Raw genomic sequence first — 18,093 nt, 5'->3', positions numbered from 1 at the left:
AGGGCTCGGACGTCAATGTTCTGAGCCCTTTTCATATTTCTTGCCTTTAAGATTTGGACGTTTAAATTTTTTATGGATTTCACCAGGGAACATCTTCATTTTGTCTACAGTCCGATGGGGAATAAACAGATCATCGTTGTCTCTCTGATGTTTCGGATGCTGAGTTGCCGAAATAGTCACAGCGTAGATTAATGGAACGGCATGCCCTGTGCATATAGGCAAACTTGTTGCTGTCGCTGATGAATAGTTTGCGCTCATTCTTGGCGGTGACGTCCAGAATGACGCCCGTGATAAACAGCAGCAGTCCGGCTATCACCAACATCACAGCACCGGTTAATGTCGGGAAACGTGCCACGACGCCTGTATGCCAGAAATCGATCATGACGCTCAACGTGAACCCTAGGCCTATCAAAGCGACAAGGAATCCTAGACCTCCAAAGAACGGAAGAGGCTTATATTCGCGGATCATCTGGAAAATCGTGTTGAGTACCTTGATACCGTCTCCCACTGTGTCGAGCTTGCTCACAGAGCCTTCCGGACGGTCGCGATATTGAACCGGCATCTCGTAAATACGCAGGTTGTTGTTGAGGCTATGAATCGTCATTTCGGTTTCGATCTCAAAGCCTCGTGAAAGGACGGGGTATGTCTTAACGAACGTGAACGAGAATGCACGGTAACCGGTCATGATGTCGTGTACATGAGCGCCGAAAAGAAGATTGATGGAGCCGCGTACCAGCCGGTTGCCGAAGTTGTGGAATGGTCGCTTGTTTTCCTCGAAATAGGTGGAACTTAGCCGGTCGCCAATCACCATGTCATAACCGTCGAGGATTTTTTCAACCATCTGTGGGGCAGATTCTGCGGGGTAAGTGTCATCGCCGTCCGCCATCACATACACATCGGCGTCGATGTCTTCGAACATTGCACGGATGACATTGCCCTTGCCTTGACGGGGTTCGTGACGGACAATGGCGCCTTCAGCTGCGGCGATATCGGCGGTTTTGTCCGTGGAGTTGTTGTCGTAAACATAGATATCAGCATTTGGCAATGCGTGCTTGAAATTGCGCACGACTTTGCCAATCGTGACTTCCTCATTGTAACAGGGAAGCAGCACGGCTACGGTTTGGTTCGTATTCAGCATATGGACCATTATAGTAAACAGGTATCCCTGAAGTGCAGTTGGGGGGAAGCTGAATGATAGGCATTAAAGGGTGATCAGTGTTTGCGTTGATTCTTTTGCCTTGATCTATTCGTATAAAGGTTCAATTTATTGTTGGGTTGGTTGAGTGGATGCCAATGCAGTGTGTCCTTAGGCGTCATAATGATAGTGTGTTTTTCGATATTGATGAAAGTATATAGTGGGCTGTATTAAGTAGAAGAACAATAGTACTAAACGAGTTTGTGATCAGGGAGGATATTCCCCATGTGGTTCGCTTTCGGTATTGCGGCAATTGTTGCATTGGTTTTGATGTATCTTCCCGGATTGTTTTTATTTCGTTGTTTCAGACTGTCATGGCTGTCAAGTCTTTGCTTCGCGCCGGCGCTGGCAGTCGGTTATTATGGGATAGTTTCAATTTTCTATTCCGTGTTGCATATACGGAGTTCCTGGATAACCCTTTTTTTGCCTTTGATGGTTGTGGCGGTGTTGCTTTACGTCTGTGCGAAGGTAACGTGGAATAGTCAGGGACGCTCTGATGCGGATTCAAAACGTTTTTGGGGACTTGCGGTACTGTACATTATGGTCGGTGTGGTTGTGACCGGATTTTTATTCGTCAAGAATCTAGATGGAGCTGATTCCGTTTCTCAACTTTATGACAATGCGTGGCATCTGAGCATTATTCGAAAATTTATCAATACGGGTGATTACTCCACCTTACACGCCGGAGATATTATTGCTACCCTAGGTTCTAAATTCTATCCCACCGGTTGGCATATCATCGTGGCCTTGACCGCCTCGATAGTAGGCGCAAATATTGGAGTGTGTGAAAATGCCGCGATATTTGTGATTTGTGCGGTTGTATTTCCGCTGTCTATGTTTAGTCTGTTCAGAAAGCTGTTCGCCGAACGCTACGCGATTATATTAGTGGGATCGGTCACCCCAATGTTGTTTGCTATATATCCTTGGCGATTTATCACGTTCGGTCCGCTGTATTCCAATCTTCTTTCGTTTGCCATTCTGCCACTGGCAATGGTGCTCTTGGTGTATGTGATACAGGCTTCGACTCAAACCAAAGATCGAATCAAATATTTGGTGCTGTTTCTGATTTCTATTATCAGTGTTGCCGTTGCTCAGCCCAACGCCGTATTTACGTTGGGCATCCTCGTTGCCCCATATCTTTACACTCAGGTTCCACACTATGTGGATCGGAATACTCATTGGAATAAATCACGCAAAAACATACAGAATATTTTGGTCTGGTTCGGATTGACATTAGGCATTGCGATTGTTTGGTGGGTTCTATACCATGCAAAATTCATGAGGCGCACAGTAACATGGGTGTGGCCCGCTATTGAACGGCCTAAGCAGGCCGTAATCGATATCGCCTTTTTGGGATTCCATAATGCTGAGCCTCAGATCATGCTTGGCATCATAGTGCTTATTGGTATTGTCTATACCCTAATTCATTTAGATCTGCTTTGGATTACTTGTGCATACGCTATTATGTGTGGGTTGTATGCGTTAAGTGCGGCAACCGATGGCAGGTTGAAGGCATTTTTGACCGGGTTCTGGTATCACGATGCATATAGATTGGGCGCATCGACTGTATTTTTCGGTTCGGTACTTGCGGGATTGGGCATCTATACGATTTTATTGGGTGCTCGGCAGATTGTTGGATTATCGCGGATTCATGTTTCGGCTGTGCACCGCAGAGTGTTAGCCGTTATTATGGTCATGATTATATGCCTAGTTGATTTGTTCCCAAGTTACTATCTTTTCGGTCAACGTGACGTGACAACAGCTTTTGGAGGGATTCGTCGGGATATTGCGTTTTGGAATTCCGTCAATGAGCCGAAAAGCTATACGTCCGATGAGCGACGATTCGTGCAGAAAGTAAAGCAGGTTGTTCCTGAAGATTCGGTTATCATCAACCAGCCCTATGACGGGAGTGCTTATGCCTATGGTCTCGACGATTTGAACGTCTACTACAAGGCATGGAACGGTAATTGGATGGGGACCCCGACTTCTGAGAACTATCAAATCAGTTCGGCCATGAACCATATCGCTTCCGATGAAAACACTTGTTCCGCGGTTAAAAAGGTCGAATCTCAATATCTCATCAAGCTTGATAGCCGTGATTATCGGGAAGATTCGGATAATCACGCAAAAATGAGGTCCATGTACGCCGCGTATACCAAAAAGGATTGGCGTGGAATCGATGCCGTAAACGACAAGACACCAGGGCTGAAGGTGGTTCTGAAACAGGGTGATATGCGTCTTTATCGTATAACGGCGAATTGCACGTGATGGAGGCGTGTCAACCCGCCTCTGACCCATTGGGTGTGCTTGGATACCCTAGCATTGGGCCGATATGTCCTCGTTTCCCGTTGTTTTAGAGCAGATCGTCGATAATAATCCTATGGCGGCGGGAAGTAAAAGAACAAGGTGATACATATAACGCATCGCCGAAGATCCGCTGGAAGGGGTCGACAAAGTCGTCGAACAGGCGAACAGACTTAATGCAGAAATTAAAGTGGGAAGGGCGTAGAATATGACGTTTGTGCGTTTAGCCCTGTTTCTTTTCCTCCATAGGTAATATAGGATAAAGCAGGGGAAAACGGTGGTCCACAGGGCCGTATAGAAAAGCACGTTTAGAACAGGAATCCCCATGAGCGTCGTATATAATCTATCGACAAGCTCATTTTCCGGGGAGGGTTTGGAAACGGTCGTTATCTGTCCAAACGTATCTTTGTTTACTGATGAGGATGTGCTTGGCCTCATTTTGACGCTGAAATGATTATAAGGTGGGTGAGGAAACTCCTCGATATTACTCGGGCCTTCAAATGTGAGCCAGCCTGATTCCAGACATGTCAGTCCCCTTAAATAGGAAAGAGGATGTCGCAGTCCCACGGAAAACCATACTTTGGCAAATGAAGAGAATGACGTCTTTGCCTTTAGCATGAAACCCGTTGCGGGGTCGGCTATATATGGATTATAGTTTTCAGCCATAACGTCCCACGTGTTGCCTAGGTAATTGTCGACAACATACCGCTCATTCTTGCTGATGTCCGTGGGATGATCGTGTGCTGCGCGAGCCATCATCTGCGTAGGTACGGCAATGGTTGCCTGAGCGTCAGCCGGTATGATATGCAGCACGGGGTAGACGCATAAAGGCAGTATGGCATTAACCGTCAACGTCAGGCAGACGATGATAGCAAGAATTGCTCCCTTGAGTTGTATTCTAAAATGGCCAATCAGCACGAGCAAGAGGCACAATGCAATAACATATAGACCTAATTTTTTAGAAAGTGCATTCAACAGACTGATTAAAACGAACGCAACTAAGAATTTCGGCTTTTTAAGTAGTGTAAGGTTACTGTCTATCAGTTTATAGAAGAGAATTCCCCAAATTACCGTGAAGACCGCATTGGTGAAATCCTTGCCGATGGACATCGCGCAAATCGGGATGACCGGGAAAAAACAGAAGAAAGCCGTGATGCCTTTAAGCAGTGCTCGCGGCGTTCCTTTGGTGCCGAGGTAGGCCAGCATCCAAGAGAGTGCGATAGACAGAATGATGATTTGCACTACGGAATATATAAACAAACCAATGATGTAACTATGAAAAATGGTCTGTCCAAGGGAGGCGAACCAGCCGTACAGATAAGTGTCAAAGAACGGGTGGTGATCCCAGATGACTCCTTTTTTCATACCAAAAACCGATAGACCGAAGTATTGTGCAAGTTGATCCCCGGTATCCCATTGAATTACACCTGGAGCCAGCAGAATGATATAGGGTAACCAGCAACAGAGAATACGCAATGCGTCATAACAGACTGAACGTATGTCTTCCAAGTGCGAGAAATGCGTTATTTTTCGATGCTTGTCAGAATGGTCAGATGTGACGGATTGGTTGTGTATTGTGCCTTGTCCAGCAACAAGAAAACGACATTGAACAAGACCCAAAAACACCCGGCGAATAAAATCATTTCAAGGTAAAGGCGTAATTGCCGAAAACCTACTGTGCCTGTTAGCGCGGCCTCTGTTGAAACCGCAAACCCTATTCCGAGAAGACAGGGGAAAACCCACCCTTTTTTGACAAAAAGCTGAGTTGTTTCGGGCTCGACGAATAGGGAATGATCTTGTGCGATAATCGATCGAGTGCTCGCTTGATGATTTTTGTTGAGTTTAAAAGTCATAATGGTTCGTCCTTATTGTTCAGCTGTCTCTGACAGGTGGCTGGCAGGGTGGAAATTTATCCTGGCGATAACATGGTTGTCGACGAGACTGGTTACTGGCTTGATGACGAGTTGGTGCACGATAAGGCTAACGATTAGCAACGTAATATAAAGCACTATGATCGATACCAAGCTGAAAACGATTTTGGCGATCATTGATGGTGGCTCTGGATGTATGAAGATGAAATTCCATAGATGGCCTTTTATCAAGAAATTCTCGTGGATGAGGTAAACGCCGAATGTGGCAGGAGCGATGGCGAGGATTATTGATCCACAAGTAGTGGATTTGCTCGCGGCTTTTGTCTGTGAAACCCAAATAAAAATAAGGCTGCCTGCTATGACTGCGAGAATAGGGGATGCGCCTGGCCCAGCAGTCAGAAGGTTAGAGGGGAGCCCCATGGTATTGCGTAGACCTGCACTGTTTTGAATCAGATAGGTTCCTGCGGCGCAAACGATGAAGCAGCCAAATGTGATGAGCGCCGCTTTCCACAATTCGATTCTGGGTAACGAATTGCTGTTTCGCCGAATATAGCTTCCAATTGCATATATAGAGATGAGATAGGCGATATCGGTAAAATACTGAAGTGAAGGATTGAGCAGACGAACTATGAATGTCGTCCAGAGGGTCAGACAAACAAAAAGCAGTTGTCCCTTACTGCTGAGATTGTCAAAAAGAATATTGAGAAAAGGACCGAACAGAATCATGAAAAAGAACGCCGTAATAAACCAGTATGTTCCCATCGTTATGGGTAGTAGTGAAGACAGAATATCTCTTAGGCTGATCGGTGGTCTGCTGTGTTTAATAAGTGAATATGCAAATGTATAGGACAGCAGGATACCAGCTGAATATATGAATAACTGAATCCAAAGACGTATGGCACGCGGGATGGGATTGGACTTACTTTGTGCTAAAAAATATGCGGAAATCAGAACGAAGAGAGTGACACCGACTTGACCGAGCATTATGAGGGCACTATGGAAAGCGAATCCCCATGAATTGAATCTATTCGAATCAGTATGCACGGCCCAATTGTCGTCGGAAAAGAAATGGGCTAAGACGATAAGAAACATCGCGAAAATGCGTAACAGCTCATATCGCCAGTCCCTATTTTTCTGAGACATCAATTCCCCTTTGTCGGATACATGAAATATACATCCCTGTGTAACCTCCTCATTATAAGGCTCTCTCAGGAGGTCCGGCTTGAATCACAGGGATTATGGTGTTCGAAGTTGGTCTGTTCCTCGGGATCTTCCTAAAATGGTGAGGTGTGTTTCTCCTCAGCTAGGACTTTGACGACATATAATAGTTTCAAAGGAATTCTTGGCTTGAGATCGTCGAAGTTCTGGATAGATGTAGCTGTTCTCTCTCATTATTCTTTTATGGTTCAAGGCAGTTATCCTGAAAATGTTTCCGGAATGTAGCTGTGAGCTGCGACATTTACCTGTGTGCCTCTGCTCCGCTATACATGATGTGTTGTTGCTGGTACGTGGTTCTGGCGATATTGCTTATGTACTTGCCTCGATCGATATGGCGGCATCCGTTAGATACAAGAGATCAGGAAGCGAATAAATAGTCGGTCGGTTGTGCATGCCGGTGGATTTCGAGTTTTGGCGATGGCATTATTGCCTCATTGCATTAGTGTCATATATCGGCGACTCTGAGTTGGAGTGCGGGAATAACGAAGACTGATGAAATGCTTCGCAAAATTCATCCCGCTATCGAGTTCCTGACCAACAGCACCAGGGACGATTCCTGCATTAACCCCGGTCGTGGCATACGAGAAATAGCAAAGAGAGGCGGCATATCACCATTTCTCGTTGAAGCCGTGTTGTGTCTCTATGCGGGAGTTGGTGTAACGGACCATAGAGGCGGGTGCTTGGAGCGTACCTGCTACGCTACTGAGATGGGCCTGTGTCTAGTTGAGATACGCCTCAGGGTTTTGCGAACAAGCTTTCAAGGACCGCAGGATTTCGGGATTCTTGAACAACTGGCGTGAGACATGTTCGAAATGAGAGACCATGTCGTCGGGGAGTTCATAAATATCGCCGTATTCCCGTTCGAGTATCGTCTCCGGATGTTGTGGCGCCAGCACCGTGGCGCCTTCAAAGGACAGGTCCTTGAGAGGGAAAATGTCATCTGAGCGATAAGCGCGCATCAGCTCCACGTGTGGCGTATAGTTGTCCATTCCGTATAGGAGAGCAGGTGCCTCGGAGTCAGTCGTAATGACGCCCTCTTCCAAAGCCCGTTGCCGATAGTTTTCAAAAATCGCTTCGATTTCCTGGCTGTGCGTATCTCCGACCGCGAGATACCCGTGTCGCTCCCATTCTTCAAAATACGGCAGCGAGCGGAACTCGTCAATCATCCTTTTACGTAAGGCTGTCCGCTCCAGGTAGTGCTCTTCCCGGTCTTCGTCGGTGTAGTCATAGATGAATAGGTCCAGGAAGCAGGGGTTGTTTGGATCATTGTACATGAAACGAATCTGGCGGCAGAAAGCGTATGGATCGTATGTCAAAGAGACTTTGAAACGCTTGCTGTATATAGGATCCGAGGTAATAACGGTCTGGAGTTTTTGAATTTGGTCACGAGGCATGCCTAAATCGGTGTCATCATCCCAAGGGATGAAACCCTGATGCCGCACGGCACCGATCAATGTTCCGCAATTGATCCAATATTGGATGGAATTCTTGCGACAGAGCGCGTCGAACTCCTTTAACAGCTGTGCGCAACTTGATTGAAGAAGACGGAGCGGGCCTGTAGCATGGAACATTTGCTTGAAGATTCGTTGCTTGGCGGCGAGTTCATCTTCGTCTTCGCGCCGAAGCCCCACCCATGAAAGCTTTTCTATATGTGCGCCGTAACGGTCTAATAATTCGTGATTCTGATGAGAGACTTCAAGATTATCGTTCAATTTTGTCGATAGGTCGTTGATGGCCGCATTGAGGTTATTGACATCAAGACGCAATGCGTCAACGTTCTCGGAAAGCGTGCGCACCGCTCTCTTGGATGCGGGCAAATGGCTTTTTATGAGCGTCAGCATATTCGTCACTGTGAAACGTCCTTCTATGAACCACTCTGGTTGAAATATCCATAAGCGTAAGCCGCATACAATTTACTTAATATGCAACCTGGCTCCTTGCCTAATTTTACTCAGACGCACGGCTAATGCAACGTTCCTTTTTGGCTATGCACGAAAGCGGTTCGATATGACAGAGCTGAAGACTTCATCGCTGCAAGCGGTAAGGATATGTCGCATAAATACTACGACAGGCTTTATGAGCTGGACAAAAGGAATGCCCTGAAAACGGATTTAAGTCCTAGCGCGAGGGCCGAAAGCGCCAATGCCGTCAGCAAGCGTATGAGTGAAGCACTAACGGCGATCGCAGAGAAACAGCGAAAGGCAGGTGGCGGAAACGTTCTGGTCGTGTCTTCGGCTCTGGCGATAAGTTTGTTCCTTGAGACTCTCGGTGAACACTATTCTGGCGTCGGTATTCCTAATGAGTCGGTGACAAAACTTGTTTTTTCTCACGACAAGTTTTCTGTAGAGGGACCGGTTGGCTCGATGAGTTATTATAACAATGGGAAGAACCAGTTGCTGGATAAGCGGTAACGCGGTCATTTCGAGATGATTTCCGTCCTGCAACTGGGATTGAACAGATTAGCCCCGTTCCTCTTTTGATGTTTCCTGATGGCGTGTATCCGTAATGAATGTTCCTCCGAATAGTACTACGCCAACGATCAGTACGCGCCTAGATATCGCCTAGATATCTGGTTGATTGCCGCTCCTACGCAGAAAAGAACGGATACAATCAGTAGGCAAAGTATTCAAACGACCTGAACATCGGTATTCATTCAGTGCGTTTCAACGCATTTGATCGTCAAGGCTCTGTCGCTCAATAATGCGTAGTCTCTATTCTTGGAATCCCTGATCGCGAAAGCGCATGAGTTGGCATCGTTGGTAAAAGCCACCATGTCGGACTTCTTCGGGTCTGTCTTCGAAGGTGTGCGCAGTGAGGCGACCAATCGAAAATCACCATTATTGAAGACGGTCAGCGGCATCTCGAACTCGACGCTGTGGTGCCCGGTCTGCGTGAACTTCAGTGCTTTTGAGCCGGTGTCGTAGGCAATGCCTCCTCGCCTGAGATCATGCAAAGCCAGAGCAAGGTAAAACTCGTTCTGCTCGCTATAGTCGTATTCCACTTCAAAATGGAAGGTGTCCGAGCTTTTGCAGATTTGATTCGAAATCGGCTTGACCTGCAAGAGAGGGCAGTGCTCGTTGAGTCCATCGGGGTACTCGCCCTTTTTGCGTTCAGCGTCCTTCTTCTCCGATTGAATGTTCTCGAGAGTGTATTGGTTGGCGGCCTCCTCCTTATTGCCGTTGACGACAATGTCTCCGTCCTTGATGAGGATGGCCTTGTTGCAATACTTTTTGACGGAGTCCATGCTGTGGGTCACGAGTATGACCGTTTTGGTGGGGTCCTTTTTGACTTGGGTGAAATAGTCATCGCATTTCTGCTGAAAAGCCTCGTCCCCGACTGCCAGCACCTCGTCCAGCACCAGAATGTCACCCTGCGCTTTGATGGCCACGGAAAAAGCAAGGCGGACCTGCATGCCGCTGGAATAGTTTTTAAGCTTCTGGTCCATGAACTCGCCGAGCTCGGCAAAATCGACGATGTCGTCGTACATGTCTTCGATTTCGTTGTGTGTGAAACCGAGCAGCGCACCATTAAGGAACACGTTTTCGCGCCCAGTAAGCTCCGGATTGAAACCGACGCCGAGTTCGATGAAGGGTACCAGCTTCCCTTTGACGTCGACCGTTCCGCCGTCCGGCATATAGATGCCTGAGATAATCTTGAGCAACGTTGACTTGCCCGAGCCGTTGCGGCCTACGATGCCGAAGAAGTCCCCGCGATGCACCTCGAAGCTGATGTCATTGAGCACCTGTTGCTTTTTGTACCCCTTGATGCCTTTGGTCCAATTGATGAACGCCTGCTTAAGCCCGGTTGCCTGCTCTGTCGGAAGTTTGAAGAACTTGCCGACATGTTGTACCGAAAGGACCACATCGGTATCGTCGTGCTTTTCGATTTCGGTCTGTTGTGAAGAAGTCATTATGCCTCGATTGCTACATGATCTCCGCGAACTTGCGGCTGTATTTGCGGAAGACGTATACGCCCAGAATGAGGAATGCGATTGACAACGCATATGGAATCAGGCAGATTGCGGGATTGCCGATTTGATTCCAAATGATCTGCACGTTTTGCGGGTCGATGAGATTGTGACGTGCATCTTGGAAGGACTGGGCTATCGGACTCATCAGCATGAGCTTGCCGATCACGGGGTAGTTGTGGCTGACCATGGAAAGCGGATAGATGATCGGCGTGGCGTAGAAGACCATCTGGCTGACGACCTCCCATATGTGCTGGATGTCGCGGAAATGAACGTACATCGTAGCAAGAAGCAGAGCACAGCCGAGTGCAAAAACGTAGAGCTCAATCAGGTTGAGCGGAAGAAGAAGCGCCCTCCATGTGAAATGCACCCCGTTGACGACCGCGAAGAGCATAATCACAACGAGGTTGATGCCTAGGCTGATCAGTGCGCCGCAGGTGGCCGAAACCACGATGATATAGTTCGGGAAATGGATTTTGCGTAAAATGTCACCCCGGTCGACGATCGAGCGTAGGCCGGTGCCTGTTGCCTCGGAGAAGAACTGCCATAGGCAATTACCCATCAGCAATACGACTGGGTATTGCGGCGTTCCGTCGGTAAAATGCAGAAAACGCACAAACACCATATACATGATGCCGAATAGCATAAGCGGTTTAACGACCGACCATGCGATGCCAAGAAAGGAGCCTTGATAGCGCAATTTGAAGTCTGTTTTTACTAACTCCTTGAGTACGACCAGAGAGTAGTGATATCTCTCGGTCATTTTTCTCGCCAGTGCTTTCATAAGAATTGAAGTCTAGCAGCGACCCGCCTCTTTTATGCCGAGGCATGCGAATATGCGCCTAAGGTTCACGGAATTATTTCGCGATTGGCGCCAGGGGGTTTTACGGAGGCTGGGCGGTGTTTTCGTGGACAGCCCTTTCTGTACCATACCGAGTATGCGTATCTTTTTCGATGAATCGTCTTTGCCTGCGGATTTCTGGTCATCGTTGAGCTCCAGACAGCAGCGGCTGCTTGAGGGTGCTTTGAATTACCACTCGTTGATCCAGCCGGGACGCACGCTGGAGTATCGGATTTATATGGGCGAAAAATGGCAGTACCCAAGGCTTTGCGATGTGTCCACCGTGGACGGGTCATGTACTGCGAACTCGGGCATGAAACCAGTAGTGACTTTTCGGATGACTTCACATGTCGAAAACCAGTCCGAATACCCGCTCCACTATTTCAATGGGAATAGGCAGCTTGTCGACAGTGGGGTGCGTCATATCCTGTTGACACCCGATGATGCCACCGATGCCGACGTCCAAGCGCGTTGGCCGCGTGCAAGCATCAAGCGTCGTGTCTACCAGTCATGTGAGCAGCGTGCGCCCGTTGCGTTCGATTATGTTCGAGAGGCGTTGAGGATTGAGCGTGAGCATCATACGATGCAACCGATCCCTCTTTATTCCGCTTTTGAGTCCGAGCCTCCAAGAGTGCCCGGCACCAGGCCATTGGTGGTCAACGGTCTGCCTTGGTGGGAGTGCCCGCCCGGCCCCAAGGTTGAAGGTGCGCCCAAGGCGGTGATAATCGCCATGCACTGGCTGCAATCGGGTGGTGCTGAGCGTTGGGGGATGGAGACGATACGGCTTGTGAAGGAAGCCGGCATGTTGCCTATCGTCATCACCGATCGCGATAGCCAGCAGCCGTGGATCACGAGTTCCGAATGCGACGGTGCGTTGGTCCTCCCGTTGATTCGGCCCTTACAGGAGCGAGTGGGAGACATACCCATTCTGCGGGCGCTGTTCGAACAGTTCGATGTTCGCGGCATAGCCATTCACCACTGCCAGTGGATGTATGACAGGTTATGGTGGGTGAAGAAATATTTCCCTCATGTTCCGGTCGTGGACTCCCTGCATATCGTGGAGTATGTGATGCAGGGCGGGTATCCGCGTGAGGCCATCGCCCATGACAGATGGATCGATCTGCATCATGTCATCTCTCCGCAAATCGAGCATTGGATGGTCGACGTGCACCATATCGATCCGAAGAAAGTGGTCGATGCGCCTCTGATCGGAATGACCGCTGACCCGAGTGACATGTCGTTCCGTCCAAGATGCAATGGGAAAGCCCTGACCGTGCTGTTCGTTGGAAGAATTACCAGGCAGAAGCGGCCCGAGGCATTTCTGCTGACGGCGCGCGAGCTGCAGCGGAAATATCCTGGTCGATTCCGTTTCATCATGCAGGGCAGTGGTGAGATGGAACCCTTTGTGGATGGTCTGATCGCGAAATATGGTCTAGGGCGCATCGTTGAGCGCAGGCCCGACAAACTGCCCGTTTCACAGGCTTACGAGCAATCGGACGTACTGTTGGTGACTTCGATCAACGAGGGTATTACATTGACTGCGATGGAAGCCATATCGGAAGGAATCCCCGTTCTCTCGGCGAATGTCGGTTCGCAAAAGACACTGATCCCGCCGCAGGGACTGTTGCCTCGTAGGACGGATTCGTTGGTGGGCTGTGCGACTCGTTCCCTTGCCCATATCTTGGAGAACGAGAATGATCGTGAGCGTCTTTGGCTGGCTGAGCGCGATCGTCTGTCGGCTTTTGCCCAGCTACAGTCCGCGGATAGCTTATTCCGTGATTTGTTCGCGAAATGGAGTATGTGAGATATGACGAAAAAAAACAAAGTAGCAGCAGTGGTGGTGACGTTCAATCGACTGGAGAAGCTGAAGAACGTACTGCATTCTTTGGAATCCCAGACCAGACTTCCCGACCAGCTCATTGTGGTCGACAATGCCTCCACCGATGACACCGCCGAGTACCTCGAAGAATACAAGCGTAATTTCTCGCTGGCTGACTCGATTGATTTGGTCGTGGTCACACTTCCTGAAAACGTCGGTGGGGCAGGTGGCTTCTCGGCCGGAATGCGTAAGAGCTATGAGCTCGGAGCTGATTTCGCATGGATTTTCGACGATGACGGCTACCCGGAGCCACAGGCTTTGGAAAAGCTCGTCGAGGGCTATGACGCCGCCGTCTCGGAGCTTGGCCCGGATGTGCCGTTTGCGTGTTCCATGGTTGATTACATCGACGGCACGATTTCCGAGATGAATAATCCGATCACCACCTGGGACTGGGGACGGTTGCAGGCCAAGGGGCATACGAATCTTGTGTTGGTCAACAGATGCTCATTCGTCTCCGTGCTGGTGCCGCGCTGGGTGATGGAGGCGTACGGCCTACCGTACAAGGAGTACTTCATTTGGTTTGACGATGCCGAATACACGCTGCGGATCAGCAAGGCATGCCCGGGTGTGGAAGTGACCGACAGCGTTGTTCTGCATGATATGGGTGAGAATAAAGGGGTAAACTTCTCGATGATCGATGAGAAGAACGCCTGGAAGTTCTCGTATGGCGTGCGTAACGAGGGTTCCTATCGGTTGCACCACCAGGGTATTCTGCATTTCGTTCTATTCTGTGGCAATGTGTGGAATCAGATGCGTCACGGCAATGTGGATAGACGTTTAAGGCGTACCATGTACAAGCAGATGCTCAAGTCGATTCGGTTCAATCCGCAGATTGATTTCCCTCAGAACAAGCCTGTTATCTAGAGTTCGCCTCTCATGCTCAGGTGAGTCTGATTGGTCATAGTCATGGTTTCGGATTAGCCGTCCGTTCGGTCATTCGGAAAGGAATGGTATGGCTTTTGTCCCTCCCTTCTCGTTGCTGATGGCGGTCTATCGCGGGGATCGCCTGGACGACGTGAAACTTGCGTTGCGCTCGAATACGGTGACCCAGCAGCTGCCGCCTACGCAACTCGTCGTTGTGCGGGACGGGCCGGTTGCCAGCTCGATTCAGGCGTTTCTGGATGACCTTTCGCGTTGGCTGCAAGAACAATTCGAACGCGCCGGCAATACTGAAATAACGGTTTTCGACTCGAACGACACCGTGGTAAAACCGACCGTCAGAGGCCTTGAAGTGACCGTCGTGAAGCTTGAAGCCAATCGCGGCCTTGCGCATGCGTTGAACGCGGGTCTGCGGCATTGCCGCTATGACATCGTGGCTCGCGCGGACAGTGACGATGCCTCGCGGCCCGAGCGGTTCGCCGTCCAGATTCCGCTTCTGGCCGGCGGAAAAGCTCGGGGGTGCGCTGACGGTTCAGCGGACGGTGGTTCGGCGGACAGCGCGAACCCGGGTTCCGGCAAGAATGATTCGCAGAAGCGAGACTTCCGTCACGGTCAAGTTTTCAGTGGCGAAGCCGTAGGCGGCGAAAGCGCCACTGATAAGGCTGATCTTCCGGGTTCGACCGGCCAATCCGGGTACGATCTGGTGGGTAGTGCGATTCAGGAGTTCACCTCCTTGGGGCCAACGTCGACCGCCATGTTCGACATTGGGATGATTGAACAAAGAGATTCCGCCGAGCAGTGGAGGAATGAAGAGCTAATCACGGGGATCGTTGAGACCGGTGATGTCGTGGACGAGAATCCTCATTGGTACGATGTGCGCGAACGATTCCTTCATCCTCGCCAAATCCGGAGATTGCCGTCCGAAGGTGTCGAGCTGCAACGGTTCGCGCGTATCCAATCGCCGTTGAACCATCCGAGCGTCGTCTTCCGCAAGCAGGCCGTGCTGGCAGTGGGTGGCTACCCGGAACAAGCAGGACGGTTCGAGGATTACCTGCTCTGGGAACGCATGATGCTCAACGGCGCGGGCCTGCATAACGTCGCCGACCCCCTCGTGCTCTATCGTGTGGATCTCGGCGCGTATGAACGGCGAGGCGGCTGGAGCATGTTCCGTGACGAGCTTCGGTTGCAACGGGTGTTTCGACGCGACGGATTCACCTCGTGGCCGCAATGGTTCCGCAACGTTCTGGTGCGTGCGGTCTACCGGCTTATGCCGGAACGCCTGCGTAGATTCGGCTATAGGGCGCTGACGCGATGGAGGTCGGGTGCGGGGATCTCCGTGTTCGGCCTGCGTGGAGCACGGGGGCGCAAATAGATGCATCTGATGACTTGGAGTGCCGCGATTCCGCTGATATGGTGGTCTGCATTCGGCCTGTACGTGCCTGGTGCGCTGATTGCTCTGGCCGCTGGTCGCGGGCATCGTGGCTGGTTGGAACCGTTGGCCTTGGGGCCGGTCGTCTCGATTGCGCTTGCGGGCGCCGATGGCATACTGTTCCGGCCGTTGCACATTCGTTGGGGCTGGATGTCTTATCCATGCTCCGCTCTGCTGGCGCTTATCGTCGTGGTTGTGGTACGCATGGCAGCTGCGCGATACAGGCGTCGTCGTATGGACGCGGGAACATCGCAGGGTGACGTGTCGAACCATGCAAGGGCGGGCATCGAGGCAACGGCGGTTCCGGCCTCCATTACGCGCTCCGGTTTGCAGGGAGTCCCTCATGGCGGCGCGCTCGTCCACTTTGTCATGGCATTGCCGGCCTTGGCCGGTCTCGTGTTGGCCGCCGCCAGCGTGTCGTTGAGATTCGTGCGTGCCGTCCCTTCGCCGGAGCAGGTGACGCAGAATTACGATTCCGTCTTCCATTACAATGTGCTCGGGCGCATTCTCATGACCGGCGAGGCCTCTCCGTTGCACGCATTGCCGCCGGTTCGGAACGTCTATCCAATCGCTTTCCAGCAGTTCGCCGCGCTCGGCGCATTGGGTGCAGGCGGAGCCGACGCCGCCCGGTTTGCTGTGCCCGCCATGGCGTGCACCTGGCTGGTGTTCGCCGCCCTGGTGTGGCCGGTTTCGGTGCTTTATCTGGTGCGTACTGTGCTTGGCCGTGATGTCGGTGCCGGTGCCGGGACTTGGAGCGTCGGGGATGAAGGCGTCCATATCGGGAAGGTGCGTCCGCAATCCTATGCCCTACGGCATGCCGTGGTCGTTTTTCTGGCGCCGATTCTTGCGGTGTCGGCCGCTGGAGCCCCTTTTCTGCTGCTTGATTGGGGCACGCTTTACGCCATGTTCGCCGCTCAGATGATTGCTCCGGTATTGCTTGCGCTTCTGTGGGCCTGGTGCACGGGCGGTTGGCGCAATCGGGACCGGCATGTGGTCGGTGGCGGCCTGGCGTGGATTATGGTTGGCGTGTTTGCGGTCGCGTTCTGCCATTTCCGTGTGGTTTTTACGGTGCTGCTGGCTGCCGCGCCTCTGGTCTGTGTATGGTTCCATAACGTGTTGAAAACGCTCCGTAGTCGCAATAGACTGGTGTTCCGTGTGGTGTGCTGCGTGACCGTGATCCTTTTACTTGCGTTTGCCGGTGTTGCGTTCAGAATCTTCGCCAGGCTGTATTTGAGCGGCACGCATGCGAACCGTCCCATCTCGCAGCATTTGAACGGCACCCCTGCGCGGCCCACCGAGAACATGCCGTCCGCCATCGTGCGCTGGTTGACCGGCCGGCCCATCGATGCAGGCAACCGGCGTCTTCCTGTCTACTGGCCCGTTGCCGTGCTGACGGTCGTTGCTCTGGCGCTGTGCGTCGCTATCGCTGTGCTGTGGCTGGTCGCCCGGGACGCAATGCAAATGTTGCGCCTCGAAACGGATGGCGACCATATGCCTGCGCATGCGCCCGTCTACTTGCTTTTGGCCTCCTATGCGCTGGTCGGGTTCGTCTTCGTCAGTTGTGCTGGGACGCATGCCGATTGGTCCAAGGTCGTAACGGCGTTGTGGTACAAGGACCAGCGGCGTCTTTTCTCCGCTTGGCCGATGGTGACGGTGCCGCTGATCTGTTGGGCGATTGACGCGATCTTAAGGTGTGTTGCAGTCTGGAGGGGCGGTGCTCAAGCATCACATGGCTCCCAAACGTTTGATGGCGCGGAGGGCGGTTCGATGGGCCGGTCGATGGATGCCTTGTCGTCTGGTTTACCACGCTCGTCCGGCTCGTCACGTATGCCCCGTGTCGTTCAGGTGGCAAGTGCGGCATTGGCTGTGGCGATTGGCATCGTATGCGTGGCGTGGAACTCCCAGATGGATGCCATGAGCCGGTCCGTCTCGCAAGCCTACGCCTTTGCGGCCAACGGTTCGGATTCACCGATGCTTTCGAGCGATGAGTACCTGATGCTTAAAAATATTGCGGTATACGTCCCGCAAGACGAACAGGTGGTGTCCGACCCGTGGAACGGCAGCGGTTTCCTGCTCGGCGCAGGTGGGCGGGTGCCCTACTATCCGCATCTTTTCATGTTCTGGGATGCCGATCACCGGTATGTGGCGCAGAATCTTGGGAACATCAAGACCGATTCCGGGGTCTGTGCCGTACTCAAGCGCAACGACTTGCATTGGTATCTCGACATGGGAGGTCCGTATGTGCAGGATTCCGAACATGATATGTTCGAGGGGCTGAAGGTCGTTCACGGTGCGATGAGGCCGGTCGCCAGGCAGGGGCGCGCCGTGCTGTATCGCATCACGGCATGCGGCGGGGAGTAGACCGCTGAAGCGTGGCTTCGGTTATGGTGACAAGGCGCAGGGTCGGGTGGTTCCCTGATCTTTTTGCCTTGGGCTTGGACTAGCGCATCCAGGGGGCTTTAAAGTACTGCCTGAGATATCATATGGGCAAGTTGCAATGGGTCCGGTCC

13 protein-coding genes are annotated in these 18,093 nt (G+C 51.3%); 6 read left to right on the top strand and 7 right to left on the bottom strand.

Annotated elements, in window-relative coordinates; genetic code table 11:
• Positions 1-130: 130 nt before the first annotated feature.
• On the bottom strand, positions 131-1,138 hold the full coding sequence (locus BBOH_RS05690; RefSeq protein ID WP_143242423.1) for a glycosyltransferase family 2 protein: 1,008 nt from the start codon (positions 1,136-1,138) through the stop codon (positions 131-133).
• Between the two features lie 282 nt (positions 1,139-1,420).
• On the opposite strand from BBOH_RS05690, the gene BBOH_RS05685 reads away from it, so the two are divergent.
• Positions 1,421-3,463, top strand: coding sequence for a DUF6541 family protein (locus tag BBOH_RS05685; RefSeq protein WP_033521454.1), 2,043 nt, complete (start codon positions 1,421-1,423; stop codon positions 3,461-3,463).
• A gap of 48 nt (positions 3,464-3,511) precedes the next feature.
• Here the strand turns inward: BBOH_RS05685 and BBOH_RS05680 are convergent, their stop codons facing one another.
• The 4 genes from BBOH_RS05680 to BBOH_RS05670 all read right to left on the bottom strand — a co-directional run bounded on the left by BBOH_RS05680 (position 3,512) and on the right by BBOH_RS05670 (position 8,429).
• Positions 3,512-5,008: a DUF6020 family protein gene (locus BBOH_RS05680; RefSeq protein ID WP_156097527.1), complete on the bottom strand. Its 1,497-nt coding sequence runs from the start codon at positions 5,006-5,008 to the stop codon at positions 3,512-3,514.
• Positions 5,009-5,022: 14 nt separating this feature from the next.
• Positions 5,023-5,352 (bottom strand): hypothetical protein, encoded by a 330-nt coding sequence (locus BBOH_RS08300; protein WP_052362750.1) that lies wholly within the window; start codon positions 5,350-5,352, stop codon positions 5,023-5,025.
• A 12-nt stretch (positions 5,353-5,364) separates the two neighbouring features.
• On the bottom strand, positions 5,365-6,513 hold the full coding sequence (locus tag BBOH_RS05675) for an acyltransferase (protein WP_044098159.1): 1,149 nt from the start codon (positions 6,511-6,513) through the stop codon (positions 5,365-5,367).
• Positions 6,514-7,307: 794 nt separating this feature from the next.
• Positions 7,308-8,429, bottom strand: coding sequence for a LicD family protein (locus tag BBOH_RS05670; RefSeq protein ID WP_052118183.1), 1,122 nt, complete (start codon positions 8,427-8,429; stop codon positions 7,308-7,310).
• Positions 8,430-8,636: 207 nt separating this feature from the next.
• Between BBOH_RS05670 and BBOH_RS05665 the strand changes: the two genes are divergently transcribed.
• Complete coding sequence (locus tag BBOH_RS05665) at positions 8,637-8,999, top strand: histidine phosphatase family protein (RefSeq protein ID WP_052118182.1); 363 nt, start codon at positions 8,637-8,639, stop codon at positions 8,997-8,999.
• 242 nt (positions 9,000-9,241) lie between these two features.
• Here the strand turns inward: BBOH_RS05665 and BBOH_RS05660 are convergent, their stop codons facing one another.
• Both BBOH_RS05660 and BBOH_RS05655 read right to left on the bottom strand, forming a co-directional pair.
• Complete coding sequence (locus tag BBOH_RS05660) at positions 9,242-10,498, bottom strand: ABC transporter ATP-binding protein (RefSeq protein ID WP_033521453.1); 1,257 nt, start codon at positions 10,496-10,498, stop codon at positions 9,242-9,244.
• Positions 10,499-10,511: 13 nt separating this feature from the next.
• A complete protein-coding gene (locus BBOH_RS05655; protein WP_033521452.1) occupies positions 10,512-11,339 on the bottom strand; it encodes an ABC transporter permease in 828 nt (275 codons plus the stop codon).
• A 154-nt stretch (positions 11,340-11,493) separates the two neighbouring features.
• Between BBOH_RS05655 and BBOH_RS08830 the strand changes: the two genes are divergently transcribed.
• From BBOH_RS08830 to BBOH_RS05630, 4 genes are all read left to right on the top strand, one after another.
• On the top strand, positions 11,494-13,200 hold the full coding sequence (locus BBOH_RS08830) for a glycosyltransferase (RefSeq protein ID WP_033521451.1): 1,707 nt from the start codon (positions 11,494-11,496) through the stop codon (positions 13,198-13,200).
• A gap of 3 nt (positions 13,201-13,203) precedes the next feature.
• Positions 13,204-14,139: a glycosyltransferase family 2 protein gene (locus BBOH_RS08825; RefSeq protein WP_033521450.1), complete on the top strand. Its 936-nt coding sequence runs from the start codon at positions 13,204-13,206 to the stop codon at positions 14,137-14,139.
• A gap of 88 nt (positions 14,140-14,227) precedes the next feature.
• Positions 14,228-15,526, top strand: a complete 1,299-nt coding sequence (locus BBOH_RS08295) for a glycosyltransferase (RefSeq protein ID WP_052118181.1) — start codon at positions 14,228-14,230, stop codon at positions 15,524-15,526.
• Between the two features lie 9 nt (positions 15,527-15,535).
• Entirely contained in the window at positions 15,536-17,944 is a 2,409-nt protein-coding gene (locus tag BBOH_RS05630; protein WP_143242419.1) for a DUF6541 family protein, read from the top strand.
• Positions 17,945-18,093 lie beyond the last annotated feature (149 nt).

It is taken from the genome of Bifidobacterium bohemicum DSM 22767, assembly GCF_000741525.1.
GTDB lineage: Bacteria > Actinomycetota > Actinomycetes > Actinomycetales > Bifidobacteriaceae > Bifidobacterium > Bifidobacterium bohemicum.
The sequence above is the reverse complement of the archived record's forward strand: the minus strand, read 5'-3'. Positions and strand labels throughout refer to the sequence as shown.

What these genes read in the sequence shown, in the direction of transcription:
- BBOH_RS05690 (WP_143242423.1), bottom strand. Translation starts at nt 1,138, where the DNA reads ATGCTGAATACGAACCAAACCGTAGCCGTGCTGCTTCCCTGTTACAAT.
- BBOH_RS05685 (WP_033521454.1), top strand. Translation starts at nt 1,421, where the DNA reads ATGTGGTTCGCTTTCGGTATTGCGGCAATTGTTGCATTGGTTTTGATG.
- BBOH_RS08300 (WP_052362750.1), bottom strand. Translation starts at nt 5,352, where the DNA reads ATGACTTTTAAACTCAACAAAAATCATCAAGCGAGCACTCGATCGATT.
- BBOH_RS05675 (WP_044098159.1), bottom strand. Translation starts at nt 6,513, where the DNA reads ATGTCTCAGAAAAATAGGGACTGGCGATATGAGCTGTTACGCATTTTC.
- BBOH_RS05670 (WP_052118183.1), bottom strand. Translation starts at nt 8,429, where the DNA reads ATGCTGACGCTCATAAAAAGCCATTTGCCCGCATCCAAGAGAGCGGTG.
- BBOH_RS05665 (WP_052118182.1), top strand. Translation starts at nt 8,637, where the DNA reads ATGTCGCATAAATACTACGACAGGCTTTATGAGCTGGACAAAAGGAAT.
- BBOH_RS05660 (WP_033521453.1), bottom strand. Translation starts at nt 10,498, where the DNA reads ATGACTTCTTCACAACAGACCGAAATCGAAAAGCACGACGATACCGAT.
- BBOH_RS05655 (WP_033521452.1), bottom strand. Translation starts at nt 11,339, where the DNA reads ATGAAAGCACTGGCGAGAAAAATGACCGAGAGATATCACTACTCTCTG.
- BBOH_RS08830 (WP_033521451.1), top strand. Translation starts at nt 11,494, where the DNA reads ATGCGTATCTTTTTCGATGAATCGTCTTTGCCTGCGGATTTCTGGTCA.
- BBOH_RS08825 (WP_033521450.1), top strand. Translation starts at nt 13,204, where the DNA reads ATGACGAAAAAAAACAAAGTAGCAGCAGTGGTGGTGACGTTCAATCGA.
- BBOH_RS08295 (WP_052118181.1), top strand. Translation starts at nt 14,228, where the DNA reads ATGGCTTTTGTCCCTCCCTTCTCGTTGCTGATGGCGGTCTATCGCGGG.
- BBOH_RS05630 (WP_143242419.1), top strand. Translation starts at nt 15,536, where the DNA reads ATGACTTGGAGTGCCGCGATTCCGCTGATATGGTGGTCTGCATTCGGC.